Raw genomic sequence first — 13,007 nt, 5'->3', positions numbered from 1 at the left:
ATTCGGAAAGGCGGAATTATCCGCCTTTCTCCGGCTCAGGTCACTTACGCCAGAAGGCGGGGGTCAGCACAACGAGCAGCGTGAAGATTTCGAGACGCCCGAGCAGCATGGCGAAAATGCAGACCCAGGTCTGAAAATCACCCAGCACTTCATAGGTGGTCGATGGCCCGACCACGCCAAGACCCGGCCCGGTATTGTTGACGCTGGCCACAATGGCCGTAAAGGCCGAAATGATGTCGAGCCCGGTGAAGGCAAGAATCAAGGTCAGCGAGACGATGCTGACCATGTACATAAAGGCAAAGGAAAGCACCGCGAACAGGATGGGCTGGGGCGCCACCTGGCCGCCGATCCGGATGTTGTACACCGCGCTGGGATGCATGGCGCGCACCAATTCGCGATAGACCTGTTTGTAAAGCAGCAGCGCCCGCATCATCTTGATACCGCCACCGGTTGAGCCGGCGCTGGTGACGAAGCTGGACAGGAATAGCATCCACAAGGATGCGAAAATTGGCCATAACGCATAGTCGACGCTGGCATACCCGGTTGTTGTCGCGATCGAAATCACGTTAAACGCCGCATGGCGTACCGCCGTATCCAGATCCGGATAGGCACCATCCTTCCAGATATAGATGGCTACCACGAGGATGCTGAACAGCGTCACACCGAGAAACCAGCCAGCCTCCGGGTCACGCATGTAGGGGCGAATCGAGCGCCCGCTGACGGCGAGAAACAGCGTGCCGAAGTTCATGCCGGCAATCAGCATGAAGACGATGGCCACCAGTTCAATGGCCGGTGAGTTGAAAAAGCCGAAGCTGGCATCGTGCGTTGAGAAGCCCCCCAGCCCCATGGTTGAAAAGCCATGACAGACGGCATCGAACCAGTTCATTCCTGCCCAGCGGTAACCCACGATGCAGGCGATCGACACCCCCAGATAAACCAGCCACAGCCCCTTCGCCGTCTCGGCGATGCGCGGTGTCATCTTCGAGTCCTTCATCGGCCCCGGCGTTTCGGCCTTGAACATCTGCCGACCGCCGATACCGAGCAGGGGCAGAATGGCGATGGCCAGCACGATCAGGCCCATGCCGCCCACCCAGACCAGCTGGTGACGCCATAGATTGATCGACATTGGCAGGGTGTCGATATTCGACAGCACCGTCGAGCCGGTTGTCGTCAGCCCAGAAACCGTCTCGAAGTAGGCGTCGGTATGACTGATGCCGAGCTGCAACATCAAGGGAATTGCTGCAAATGCAGGCAGCACCGTCCACACCAGCACGACCATCAGGAAACCGTCGCGGATGTTCAGCTCACGCTTGCAGCGGCGATAACGGTACCAGAGGAAGGCGCCACTCAGCATGGTCAGCGCGAAAGCCTCGTCGTAGGCAGTCTGGGCGCCGTCATTTGTCAGGTAGGAAAGGATCAGTGGCGCCAGCATGGTCAGGCCGAAGAGCATGATGATCATGCCCAGCGCACGATAGACAGGGGCAAAACGTGTCACGAGCGACCCCCTACAGGAAGTGGAAACCGACCTGGAACAGCTTCTCGACCTTCTTGACCAGCTTTTTGCGGGTGCAGAAGACGATCACGTGATCTCCGGGCTGGATCACCGTATCGTGGTGCGCAATGACCACCTCACCATGGCGGGTGATCGAAGTCCATTCGTCGGTCTGGCCGACAATGACCGCCTGGTCGAAATTGCGGACCATTGCCGCCACGGTCACGCCATGCGGCCAGTCGATCTCGTCGATGCGCCTACCGACAATTTTGGAGGTCTTGGCATCGCCGTGGGCAATCAGCTCAAGCGCTTCTGCCGCCCCGCGACGCAGCGAATGTACTTCAGCGACATCGCCCTGCCGGACATGGGCCAGCAAGGTACCGATCGACACCTGGGCCGGCGAGATGCCGATGTCGATCGGCCCGCCTTCAATCATCTCGGCGTAGGCGCGGCGGTTGATCAGGGCCACCACCCGCTTTGAGCCCAGCCGTTTGGCCAGGCTGCCGGACATGATGTTGTCTTCATCGTCATTGGTCACCGCCAGGAAAAGATCCATCTCAGCGATATTTTCCTGCTCCAGCAATTCCTCGTCGGTCGCATCGCCGAGCAGGACAAGCGTGTTGTCCAGCTCGTTGGCAATAAACTCGGCGCGCTCTTTTCTGCCCTCGATCAGCTTGATTTCATAGCGTTTTTCGAGTGATTTGGCCAGACGAAGGCCGATATTGCCACCCCCGGCAATCATGATGCGCTGGACTGGCGTCATCATCCGCCGCAACTGGCGAAGGACCGGCCGGATATGCTCGGCCGCCGCCAGCAGAAAGACCTCGTCCCCTGCCTCGACCACCGTATCGCCCTCGGGAAAGACCGGCTGGTCGCGCCGGAAAATCGCGGCTATCCGCGCATCCAAGCCCAGCGGCAAAAGCTCACGCATCTCCTTGATCGGCTTGCCGACCAGCAGGCCGCCCTCATAGGCGCGCACGGCCACGAGGCTGACCCGGTTTTTGGCGAAATTGAGCACCTGCAGGGCTTCAGGAAACTCAATCAGGCGCCGGATGTATTCGGTGATGACCTGCTCGGGGCAGAGGGCGTAATCGACGGCAAAATTCTCGATCGACAGCAGCGAATCGTCTTCGAGGAAATCCCGCGCCCGCAACCGGGCAATGCGGGTCGGTACATTGAAGACGCTCTGGGCCAGCTTGCAGGCCACCAGATTGGTCTGGTCGCTCTGCGTCACGGCGATGATCATGTCGGCGTCTTCCGCCCCCGCTTCACGCAAGATGCTCGGCGTTGCGGCATTGCCGACGACGGTCCGCAAATCGAGCTTGTCCTGCAGCGCCATCAGGCGCGGCCCGTCGCTATCCACCACGGTGATGTCGTTTTCTTCCGAAACCAGCCCCTCCGCGACACTGGCGCCGACCTGCCCCGCTCCAAGAATGATGACTTTCATGACCCCCCCGGATCCTGAGATTTATTCTTCCCCGCGCTTGCCGAGTTTGACGTCCAGTTGCTTCAACTTGCGATAAAGATGGGTCCGCTCCAGCCCGGAGCGCTCAGCCAGCTTGGTCATGTTGCCACCTTCCAGCCGCAGGTGGTGCTCGAAATACATTTTTTCGAAAGCATCCCGGGCCTCGCGCAGCGGCTGATCAAACAAGGGCAGCAAGGAAAGCACTTCCGGACTCTCCACCCCGTCGTGCGGCATGACCCGGGCCACATCCTCAGCGCTGATTTCCTCGTCGAGCGAGGTCACCGCCAGATTGCGCACCAGCGCATAAAGGTCGCTCCAGCTCGATTCCGGCTGACGCTTCCAGGGCAAGGACCGCAGCGCGTTCAAGGCCCCCGTTGAAAGGCGGCGCAAAGGCACTTCGCCGCGCTCGACAAAATTGCTCAGCAGCAGGCTGGCAATTTCCGGTAATTCGTCGCCATGCCCGGTCAAGGACGGCATGGCCACCCAGATTTCGCTGAGTCGGGTCAGCAGCTTGCTGTCCCAGCCGGACTCGTTGAGCGCGGTCATCGACGACACGCTGGCGGCGATCAACTGCAAATTCAATTTCTCCAGACGCTCGATCGCGAACGCCAGGTTCATCTGCTGCATCTTGCCGAGCACGGCCAGATCGGGCACGAACAGGATGCCACCGGTGACCTTTTCCAGCATTTCCTGAGTCAGCGCACTGCTCACACTGGACAGATCCAGCCACGGCGCCCGTGGTGGCTGCAGGGTGCGCGCACAGATTTCCGCCATGCCGCCGTTGGCGCCCTTGAGCAGCAGCACCGGCGACTTGGCGGCCGCCTGTTCGAGGCGCCGCTTGAATTCCTTGACGAAGGCCGAGCGACTGAAAGCTTCCAGCGTCAGCGCCGGGCGGGCCGGCGGCTTGTCGTGCTTGAGCGCCTTCTGTACCGTCGACAGCAGCTTCTGCAGCGCGATCGGCTTTTCGAGGAAATCGAAAGCCCCGAAACGCGTTGCCTCGACCGCCGTATCGATCGTGCCGTGCCCCGACATCATGACCACCGGCATGTTGAGATACCCGGCGGCATGCCACTCCTTGAGCAGCGAAATGCCGTCGGTATCCGGCATCCAGATATCGAGCAGCACCAGATCGGGACGCAGTTCTTCGCGGACCAGACGCGCTGCCGTGGCGTTTTCCGCCAGGCGGACGTCGTAGCCTTCGTCGATCAGGATTTCCGACAACAGTTCGCGAATACCAACTTCGTCATCAACGACCAGAATGATGGCCATGCTTGGCTTCCTCCTCCTTCACCAGAGGCAGGCGGATGTCGATCCGCGCTCCGCCCTCGGGTGCATTGCTGATTTCGATAGTGCCCAGGTGTTCCTCGACAATTTTCTTGACGATGGGCAGGCCAAGGCCGGTACCGCGCGCCTTGGTCGTGACATAGGGTTCGAAGATGCGCGACAGCAGTTCGACCGGAAAACCGGGACCGTTGTCGGCAATGGTCAGGCGGGCATAACGCCCAAGCTGCTCGGTCTGGATCAGGATACGCGCCCCTGCATGGTTCTCCAGGGCATCTTCGGCATTGCGCAGCAGATTGTGGATGATCTGCCGTAACTGCGTGGCGTCGCCGAGAATTGGCGGTAGCGCGCTGTCCAGCCGGTTCTCGATGACGGCCGAAGAGCTTTCGTAAAGCCCCAGCACTTCGCCGATCAAGGCATTCAGATCAAGCGGGGCAACTTCCGGTGCCGGCAGGCGGGCGTAATCACGGAAATCGTCGACCATGCGCTTCATGGCCTGCACTTGATTGATGATGGTCTGCGTACCGCGGGCCAGCATGTCGGCATCGCCATTGCTCAGCTTGCTGGCCAGCTTGAATTGCAGGCGCTCGGCGGAAAGCTGGATCGGCGTCAGCGGATTCTTGATTTCATGGGCCAGGCGGCGCGCCACTTCACCCCAGGCCGCACTGCGCTGCGCAGCGATCAGTCGGGTGACATCGTCAAACACCACCACATCACCGCCACCGCTGGCTTCCGGCAGACGCGAACCGCGCAACAGCAGGACCTGCGGCATGCCGTTCGGCCGCTCCATTTCCAACTGGGCCTGCCACTCGATTTCTTCCGTGGCGGCAAAATTTTCCCGGATAAAGGTGCCAAGCGCCTGCTGGCGCGGCCATTCATCGACCAGGGCACCGATCAGCCCGATGAAGTCGTCGTTCAGTATGGTCAGCGCCCCTTCATTGACGGTGCGCAAGACAAAACGGCGGTCAAAAACCAGCACACCGGTCGACAGATTGGCCAGAATCGATTCCAGATAGCCGCGGGCCGACTCCAGTTCCGCCCGATGCCGTTCCGTTTCACGCCGGGCGTCGTCAAGCTGGCGCGTCATGCGGTTGAAGGACTGGGTCAGCACGCCAAGTTCATCGCCGCTATAAATGGCCTGGCGTGGCGAAAAGTCACCCTGCGCCACCGCCTGCGTGCCTTCGGCCAGAATATAGAGCGGCGCCACCAGCCGGCGAGCCATCAGGTAAGCCAGCGCAAAGGCGCCGAACAGCGCGACGAGCACGGTCAGCGTCAGGGTCAGCGCGTAGATTCGCGTCAGCCCCTCACGGGCCAGTTGCAACTCCTGATAGTCGCGATAAACATCCTGCACGGCATCGGCATCATGAGCCAGACTGGAAGGCACGGGCTGGATCAGTTGCAGGATGCGCGGCTCCTCGAACATGTCGCGCGCCGAAACCGGCACCAGAACGCGTAGATAGAGTTTGCCGCCCTCGCCCTCGACCGTCCCCAGTGCCCGCGTATTGCGCGCCTGCTTGAGCTGGGACTGATTTGGCAGGTCGGGCAACAGGCTGGACAATTCGCTGGTCGCACTCGACAGCAACTGCCCGCCCACCGAGAACAGCGCCGCTGTCTGGACACCCTTCTCCTCGCGCAAACGCAGCAAGGCCGAACGGCGCGACACTTCCTGGATATCCGAAAGCTCGGTCGCCATGCTGCGTCCCTTCTCGACCAGGTCGGCCAACAGGGAATCGAGGGCCGAACGCCCCAGTTGCAGGCCGGATTCGAGGGCCTTCTCCACCCGGACATCGAACCAGCTCTCGATCGAACGCGTCACGAACTGCACCGAAACGCCATAGACCAGCGCACCGGGCAATACGGCAATGACCCCGAACATCAGCATCAGGCGCAGCTTCAGGCGCGCCCCGAAAACCTGGGCCTGATAATCGCGCCACAGCGTCCGCAACTGCCAGCCGACCAGGCCGACCATGCCCAGCGCCAGCACCACGTTGAGGGCAATGAGCAGCGGGTAATTGCGCGAAAAGATCACCGTGTCGGCGGCTGTCGACATCAGCAGCAGGAACCACAGGATGCCTCCGATGGCTGCGGCAAAGGCCCCGCCGGCGGCAACAAAACGCTTCACTTGGCCTCCACCGGGGGGGTGATGGCCGGCAGGATCGCCTGCCAGGTCTTCCAGTCGGAAGCCAGGTTCCATTCCTTGTTACCCAGCGCCGTGATCTGGAATGGGCGCGGTAGCTGGGTCACATCAAGGCGCAGACGCAGCGACGCTTCGTAGGGCTCGCCGACCCGAATGCCTTTCTCGCCACGCTCGATCACTCCCCAGTTGCGCAGGCGAGACAGCACTTGCACTGCCTCGGACAGGGTGGGGAAGGACTGGTGCAATCCACCGGTAGACAAGCGATATTGCCGGGTCAGCGCATGGTAGGAGAGACGATAGGTCTGGCTGCGGCTGGCCAGTTTTTCGTCCAGCCAGTACCAGCGGCCCTTGGTCAGCTCGAAATCAGCGACGAAATAGAGCACGACGCCTTTGGTCACCGCCTCTTCAAGACGCGGGGTCAAATCGAATTTGAAATCGGCCGACAGCACATAGCTGTCTTCCCCTGCCACCAGCTGGGGGTTGCTAATGTCGATTTCTGCGGCCCAAGCCACGAACGGCACAAAAACAAGCAGCGCCAAGCAGAGGCGCAGCCGTTCAAGCATGCTTTTCGAGGAGGCAGTAGAAAAAGCCATCATGGTCGGCAGTGGGTAAAAGCTGTTCTTCGTGACAGCGGCGAGCTTCCGGCTGGCGCGCCAGAAAGCGCGCTATCTGCTCACCATTCTCGGTCGGAAAAACCGAGCAGGTCACGTAAAGCAGTTTACCTCCCGGCCGCACGACCTGCCACAAGGCGTCGAGAATGCGGGCCTGGGTCTTGGCAAAACTGAAGATATCGGCCTCGCGGCGCAGCCACTTGGTATCGGGATTGCGACGGACAACGCCGCTGGCGGTACAGGGCACATCGGCCAGCACCGCATCGAAGGGCTGGCCATCCCACCAGGTGTCCAGCTTGACGCAATCAGCCGCCTTGACGCTGGCGGTCAGGCCGAGACGAGCCAGGTTTTCTTCGATTCGGCGACAACGGGAAGGCTTCAAGTCCAGCGCCAGCAAATCGAGATCGGCGCGTTCCAGCAGGTGCGCCGTCTTGCCACCGGGCGCCGCACAGGCGTCAAGCACCCGGCTGCCTGGCTTCGGATCGAGCAGCGCTGCCGCCATCTGGGCCCCTGGGTCCTGCACGGACAGTTGCCCGTCGGCAAAACCGAGCAGGGATTCGACCGGCACCGGCTTGGCCAAGGCCAGACCGGATTCACCAATCGCCGTGGCGGCAATCCCGGCGACGGTCAATCGCGCCAGATAATCATCACGCGAGGCGCGGCGAACATTGACCCGCAGCCCCATCGGCGGCGGAGCATTTCCGGCCGCGACAATGCGCTGCCAGTCATCAGGGAAAGCAGCCTGCAACTGGGCCAGCCACCAGTCCGGGTGCTGGGATGCGGCGACCGGATCGGCCGCCAGCGCGACGACCAAGGACTCCTGCTGACGCAGGAAATTGCGCAACACAGCATTGACCAGCCCGCGAAAACGCCCGTTCGCCAATTCTCCAGCTGCCGAAACAGCCTGATCGACGACGGTATGCGCTGCATCCGGCCGGGTTTCCAGTCGATAAATCGAGACCAGCAACAGCGCGCGGACTTCTTCGGCATCCAGGGGCTTGTCGAGCAGGCGACTTAGAAAGAAATCACCTCGCCCGTAAGCCCGCAGGCTGCCGTATACGAGATCCTGCACGGCGGGGCGGGCGGCCGGATCGACTCGAGCAAGAAGGCCGTCGGCCAGACTCTGCCCGGCAAAGACGGCCGCATCGATGCGCGCGGCCTGCAACAGGGCAAAAGCGAGTGAATTGAAGGGCAATCTGGACATAGTGCGCGATTATCGCACGCGGCATAATGGGCCAATGCGTCAAATCCTCTCTGCCCTGCTTTTCTTTTCATTGACCCTGCCGGCCTACGCCTGGAACGCAGCCGGCCACCGCCTGGTGGCCGTCATCGCCTGGCAACAACTGACACCGCCAACGCGCGAAGCAATCTCGGCAGCGCTGGCCCGCCATCCGGACCACGAGCGCTGGCTCGCAAAAGCCCGCTCAAGCGATGCCATCGACCTGTTTGCCGAAGCCTCAACCTGGCCGGACGATATCCGCAATGATCCGCGCTTCCATGACGAGGACAGAGAAGCGCCCACCCCGCCCTTGCCCGGCTTCCCGGATACCGGACGCCACAAGCGCTGGCACTACGTTGACCTGGACGCCGCCGGCAAGGTTCGCGACGGGGAACTCGAGCGCCAGATCGAACGTCTGAGCCGCTTACTTCAGGTCAAGGCATCTTCTGGCGGAGCAAGCGCAGCTGGCAATGGCAGCCAGATTTCCTATGCCCTGCCCTGGCTGCTGCATCTCGTTGCCGATATCCATCAGCCGCTCCACGTCGGGCAACACGGCGACGAAGGCGGAAACAAGGTCGAAATCGAGAACCCGTTCAACAAACGCCTGCCCTTCAGCAGCCTGCATCTTTACTGGGACGACCTGCCCGGCCCGCCATGGCTGCGCGGCAAACGCCTTGAAAAGAACGCCGCCCGACTGCTCGAGAGCTACCCGAAACCGGTTCAGGGCGATGTTGCGCTGTGGCGTGAAGAAAGCCACCGCTTGCTCGCCGTCGCCTACCCGAAAGCCAACGGCAGCCTGCTCCCCATCATCAGCGATGATTTTCACCGCGATAGCCGCGACATCGCCAATCGACGCATCGTGGAGGCCGGCTACCGCCTGGGCCACCGGCTCGAAAGCATCTTCGGCCAGCCCGTTTCACGTGAAACGCAATAGAATTCCGTCATGAATGGCCTGCACCTGATCGCCGACCTGCATGACTGCCGCTGCACTCCGGGTTTGCTGCTCGATGCACCGCGGCTGGAGGCCTATTGCGTCGATGCCTGCCAGCGCCATGGGCTAACCGTGGTCGGCCGACTATTCCACGCCTTCCGCGACGCCACCGACCAGCCGGCCGGCGTCACCGGCACCGTCGTTCTCGCCGAATCGCATCTCGCCCTGCATACCTGGCCGGAAATCGCCGCCGTCACGCTGGACGTCTATGTCTGCAATTTCAGTGGCGACAACAGCGAGCAGGCCAAAGCACTGTTCGCCGAAGTCATTGCCACCTTCCAGCCGGACCGAATCGAGCAATCCGCCGTCCACCGCGGCCGCCTTTCCCAAGACAAAGACAAGCCGGCGTAGCAGCCCGTTGCTACCCGCCGGGGCACCATTCTCTCCACAATGAGTCCACCCTTTTCCGACCGCTTGGCCGGAGGGTTCACACCAATCAAGGAGACAATAATGGCTGCAAAGAAAATTCTGATGCTAACCGGTGACTACACCGAAGACTACGAGACCATGGTGCCCTTCCAGGCACTCCTGATGGTCGGCCACACGGTACACGCGGTCTGTCCGGGCAAGAAAGCCGGCGAATTCGTGCGCACCGCAATCCATGATTTCGAAGGCGACCAGACCTACAGCGAGAAGCCTGGCCACAACTTCACCCTCAATGCCACCTTCGCCGATATTTCAGTCGAGTCCTACGACGCCCTGGTCATTCCGGGCGGCCGCGCGCCAGAATATCTGCGCCTCAATCCGCAGGTACTGGCCATGGTCCAGCACTTTGCCAACGCCGGCAAGCCGATCGCGGCCATCTGCCACGGCGCCCAACTGCTCAGCGCCGCCGGTGTTCTGAACGGACGTTCATGCAGCGCCTATCCCGCCTGTGCCCCCGAAGTCCGGGCCGCCGGCGGGCAGTACGCCGACATCCCGGTCGACCAGGCGCACGTCGATGGCAATCTGGTCACTGCACCGGCCTGGCCAGCGCATCCGGACTGGCTGGCGAAGTTTCTGCCCCTGCTCGGCACGCAAATCACCCTTTGAAGCACCGAGGGCGGCTGGCCTGCCGGCTGCCCGTTCGTTCAGGAGGCTGCATGTGCGAAATTTACGTCAAGGCCGATCCGATGCTCTACGAGTCACGAGCCCGTTCCATCCGGATTCACGGTTTCGTGACCAAGATCCGTTTGGAAAACCTGTTCTGGGACATCCTCGCCGAACTGGCGGGCAACGAGGGCATGACGACCAACCAGCTGATCGCCAAGCTCTACGACGAAATAGAGGTCTATCGCGGCGAAGTGGAGAACTTCGCATCCTTCCTGCGCGTCACCTGTCTGCGCTACCTGACGCTACGCCACCAGAAAACCGGGGAACGGCCCAGTCTGGCCGTGGTTGGCACCCTGCCGCCGGCGATTCGGGAATTACCGCGAAGCGTCGGGAACGCCTGATCGCGAAGCTCAGGACATTGCCCGCAAGCGGGCAATGCGCTCCTCGGTCGGCGGATGGGTCGAGAACAGGCCACGAATACCGCCTGCGGAGAGCGGGTTCAGGATCATCATCTGCGCCGTTTCCGGATGCGCCTCGGCCGGAGCCATCGGGATGCGGCCCTCGGCATACATCTGGATTTTGCACAGGGCGTCGGCCAGGGCATTTGGTGTGCCGCTGATCTCGGCACCGCCCTGATCGGCCTCAAATTCGCGAGCCCGGGAAATCGCCATCTGGATCAGGCTGGCGGCCAAGGGCGCCAGAATCGCCACCAGAATACCGACCAGCGGGTTAACCGAGCGACCGTTTTCGTCGCGCCCACCAAAGAACATCGCGAAGTTGGCCAGCGCCGAAATCGCCCCGGCCATGGTGGCCGAAATGGTCGAGATCAGGATGTCGCGATGCTTCACGTGGGCCAGTTCATGCGCCATTACCCCGCGCAATTCACGCGCCGACAGCAACTGGATGATGCCGGTCGTCGCCGCCACTGCCGCATGTTCCGGATTGCGACCGGTGGCAAAGGCGTTGGGCTGGGCTTCGTTGATGATGTAGACCTTGGGCATCGGCAGGTTCGCCCGCTGCGCCAGCTCGCGCACCATCGCGTAAAACTGCGGCGCGCTTGTTTCGTCCACCGGCTGGGCGTTGTACATCTTCAGCACCATGGTGTCGGAGAACCAGTACGAAAACAGATTCATCGCACCACCGAAAACCAAGGCCATCAACATCCCGGACTGGCCGCCGATCATGCCGCCAACAATCCCGAACAACGCCATGATGGCCGCCATCAGAATGGCTGTCTTCACCCAGTTGAACATGTTTAACTCCTTGCGGCTGTCTGACCCGGGAAGTTAACTATAGTCGTCCGGCAAAAATTCAAGCCGGGATGTCGAAACGGTCACCCACGGTCAAGGGATGCCCGGCCAAGAATTGCTGGACCGGCAAGCGCTTGCCACCGGCCTTCTGCAATTCGGTCACGGCCAGCGCACCTTCGCCACAGGCAATGACGACGCTGTGCCGGTCTACAGCCAGAATGGTGCCGAGCTCACCCTGCTCTGCCACCGGTGTCGCTTGCCAAAGTTTGACCGTCTGCCCGCGAAACAAGGCCTGCGCCCCGGGGAAAGGGTTGAAGGCGCGAATGTGGCGATCCAGTTCGGCGGCACTCTTGCGCCAGTCAATCAGCGCCTCTGCCTTTTCGATCTTGTGGGCGTAGGTCACCCCCTCGGCCGGCTGCGGCTCGGCAGCCAAAGGTAGCCTCCCCAAGGCCTCGACGACCAGCTTTGCCCCCAGTTCGGCCAAGCGATCATGCAGCGTTGCCGTGGTATCTGTAGCCGCAATCGGGAAGGCACCACGCAGCAGCACCGGCCCGGTATCCAGGCCAGCCTCCATTTGCATGATGCAAACACCGGTTTCGGCATCACCTGCCAACAAAGCACGCTGGATCGGCGCCGCGCCACGCCAGCGCGGCAGCAGGGAACCATGGATGTTGATGCAGCCCAAGCGCGGCATATCGAGTACAACCTGCGGCAGGATCAAGCCGTAAGCGGCGACGATCATCACTTCAGCACCAACGGCCGCAACTTTCGCCTGTGCCTCGGCATCCTTCAGGGTCAGCGGCTGAAATACTTCGATGCCGTGCTCAAGCGCCACTTTCTTGACCGCCGATGGCTGAAGCGTCATGCCGCGCCCGGCCGGGCGATCCGGCTGGGTCAGCACCAGTGCAACATCGTGGCCAGCTTCAACTATCGCCTGCAAGGCCTGCGCGGCAAACTCCGGCGTTCCGGCAAAGATGACCCTCATGCCGTGACGCGCGCCTGCTTGGCCAGCTTGTTCTTGATGCGGGTCTGCTTCAACAGCGAAAGGTGATCGACGAAGACCGTGCCGTTCAGATGATCGAGTTCGTGTTGCAGACAAACGGCAAGCAAACCATCCGCCGCCAGAGTCTGCTCTTTACCTTCGAGATCAAGATAGGTCACGACAACGCTTTCGGCCCGCTCGACCTTGTCGTAGATACCCGGCACCGACAGACAACCTTCCTCTCCAGTCTGCGAGCCTTCGCAACGGCTCAGCATCGGATTGATAAAAGCCTGGAGTGCGCTCTTGTCTTCTGAAACGTCGATGACCACAACGCGTTTGTGTACATCAACCTGCGTCGCTGCCAACCCGATACCGGGTGCTTCGTACATGGTTTCAGCCATGTCGGCGACCAGTTTTCGAATGCTGTCATCAACTTTGGCAACGGGGAGCGCCACCTTTTTCAGGCGCGGGTCGGGAAAACGCAGAATGGGTAAAAGGGCCATATGAAAACCGGAATAAAAGCTTGCTCGCTTAGGTTATTACGTGC

13 protein-coding genes are annotated in these 13,007 nt (G+C 61.4%); 4 read left to right on the top strand and 9 right to left on the bottom strand.

Features of this window, described 5'->3' with window-relative positions; all coding sequences use genetic code 11:
* Nucleotides 1-40 precede the first annotated feature (40 nt).
* From KI617_RS00175 to rsmB, 6 genes are read right to left on the bottom strand one after another with little or no spacing between them, the layout of a single operon-like run.
* Nucleotides 41-1,495, bottom strand: a complete 1,455-nt coding sequence (locus KI617_RS00175) for a TrkH family potassium uptake protein (protein WP_404826762.1) — start codon at nucleotides 1,493-1,495, stop codon at nucleotides 41-43.
* 10 nt (nucleotides 1,496-1,505) lie between these two features.
* Nucleotides 1,506-2,939, bottom strand: a complete 1,434-nt coding sequence (gene trkA / locus KI617_RS00170; RefSeq protein WP_226449527.1) for a Trk system potassium transporter TrkA — start codon at nucleotides 2,937-2,939, stop codon at nucleotides 1,506-1,508.
* A gap of 21 nt (nucleotides 2,940-2,960) precedes the next feature.
* Nucleotides 2,961-4,226, bottom strand: a complete 1,266-nt coding sequence (locus KI617_RS00165; protein ID WP_226449525.1) for a sigma-54-dependent transcriptional regulator — start codon at nucleotides 4,224-4,226, stop codon at nucleotides 2,961-2,963.
* The gene (locus tag KI617_RS00160) at nucleotides 4,204-6,360 is read right to left on the bottom strand and encodes a sensor histidine kinase (RefSeq protein ID WP_226449523.1); all 2,157 of its coding nucleotides are present in this window, start codon (nucleotides 6,358-6,360) and stop codon (nucleotides 4,204-4,206) included. Before KI617_RS00160 ends, KI617_RS00165 begins: the two co-directional genes overlap by 23 nt.
* Complete coding sequence (locus KI617_RS00155; protein WP_226449521.1) at nucleotides 6,357-6,938, bottom strand: DUF4390 domain-containing protein; 582 nt, start codon at nucleotides 6,936-6,938, stop codon at nucleotides 6,357-6,359. Before KI617_RS00155 ends, KI617_RS00160 begins: the two co-directional genes overlap by 4 nt.
* A complete protein-coding gene (gene rsmB, locus KI617_RS00150) occupies nucleotides 6,931-8,190 on the bottom strand; it encodes a 16S rRNA (cytosine(967)-C(5))-methyltransferase RsmB (RefSeq protein WP_226449519.1) in 1,260 nt (419 codons plus the stop codon). The genes KI617_RS00155 and rsmB overlap by 8 nt, the downstream gene beginning before the upstream one ends.
* A gap of 34 nt (nucleotides 8,191-8,224) precedes the next feature.
* Between rsmB and KI617_RS00145 the strand changes: the two genes are divergently transcribed.
* The 4 genes from KI617_RS00145 to KI617_RS00130 all read left to right on the top strand — a co-directional run bounded on the left by KI617_RS00145 (nucleotide 8,225) and on the right by KI617_RS00130 (nucleotide 10,629).
* Nucleotides 8,225-9,139: a S1/P1 nuclease gene (locus KI617_RS00145; RefSeq protein ID WP_226449517.1), complete on the top strand. Its 915-nt coding sequence runs from the start codon at nucleotides 8,225-8,227 to the stop codon at nucleotides 9,137-9,139.
* Between the two features lie 9 nt (nucleotides 9,140-9,148).
* Nucleotides 9,149-9,547 (top strand): adenosylmethionine decarboxylase, encoded by a 399-nt coding sequence (gene speD / locus KI617_RS00140; protein ID WP_226449515.1) that lies wholly within the window; start codon nucleotides 9,149-9,151, stop codon nucleotides 9,545-9,547.
* 99 nt (nucleotides 9,548-9,646) lie between these two features.
* Complete coding sequence (locus tag KI617_RS00135) at nucleotides 9,647-10,228, top strand: DJ-1/PfpI family protein (RefSeq protein WP_226449513.1); 582 nt, start codon at nucleotides 9,647-9,649, stop codon at nucleotides 10,226-10,228.
* A 50-nt stretch (nucleotides 10,229-10,278) separates the two neighbouring features.
* On the top strand, nucleotides 10,279-10,629 hold the full coding sequence (locus KI617_RS00130; RefSeq protein WP_226449511.1) for a ribbon-helix-helix domain-containing protein: 351 nt from the start codon (nucleotides 10,279-10,281) through the stop codon (nucleotides 10,627-10,629).
* 9 nt (nucleotides 10,630-10,638) lie between these two features.
* On the opposite strand, the gene htpX is transcribed toward KI617_RS00130, so the two are convergent.
* Genes htpX through def form a run of 3 tightly spaced genes read right to left on the bottom strand, consistent with a single transcriptional unit; the run spans nucleotide 10,639 to nucleotide 12,963 of the window.
* Nucleotides 10,639-11,481 carry a zinc metalloprotease HtpX gene (gene htpX, locus KI617_RS00125; protein ID WP_226449509.1) on the bottom strand — a complete coding sequence of 281 codons (843 nt, stop codon included), beginning with the start codon at nucleotides 11,479-11,481 and terminating at the stop codon, nucleotides 10,639-10,641.
* Between the two features lie 58 nt (nucleotides 11,482-11,539).
* The gene (gene fmt, locus KI617_RS00120) at nucleotides 11,540-12,463 is read right to left on the bottom strand and encodes a methionyl-tRNA formyltransferase (protein ID WP_226449507.1); all 924 of its coding nucleotides are present in this window, start codon (nucleotides 12,461-12,463) and stop codon (nucleotides 11,540-11,542) included.
* Nucleotides 12,460-12,963: a peptide deformylase gene (def, locus tag KI617_RS00115; RefSeq protein ID WP_226449505.1), complete on the bottom strand. Its 504-nt coding sequence runs from the start codon at nucleotides 12,961-12,963 to the stop codon at nucleotides 12,460-12,462. The genes fmt and def overlap by 4 nt, the downstream gene beginning before the upstream one ends.
* Nucleotides 12,964-13,007: the final 44 nt, after the last annotated feature.

Source organism: Ferribacterium limneticum (assembly GCF_020510625.1).
GTDB classification, from domain to species: domain Bacteria; phylum Pseudomonadota; class Gammaproteobacteria; order Burkholderiales; family Rhodocyclaceae; genus Azonexus; species Azonexus limneticus_A.
This window is presented reverse-complemented; position numbering and strand designations above follow the sequence as displayed.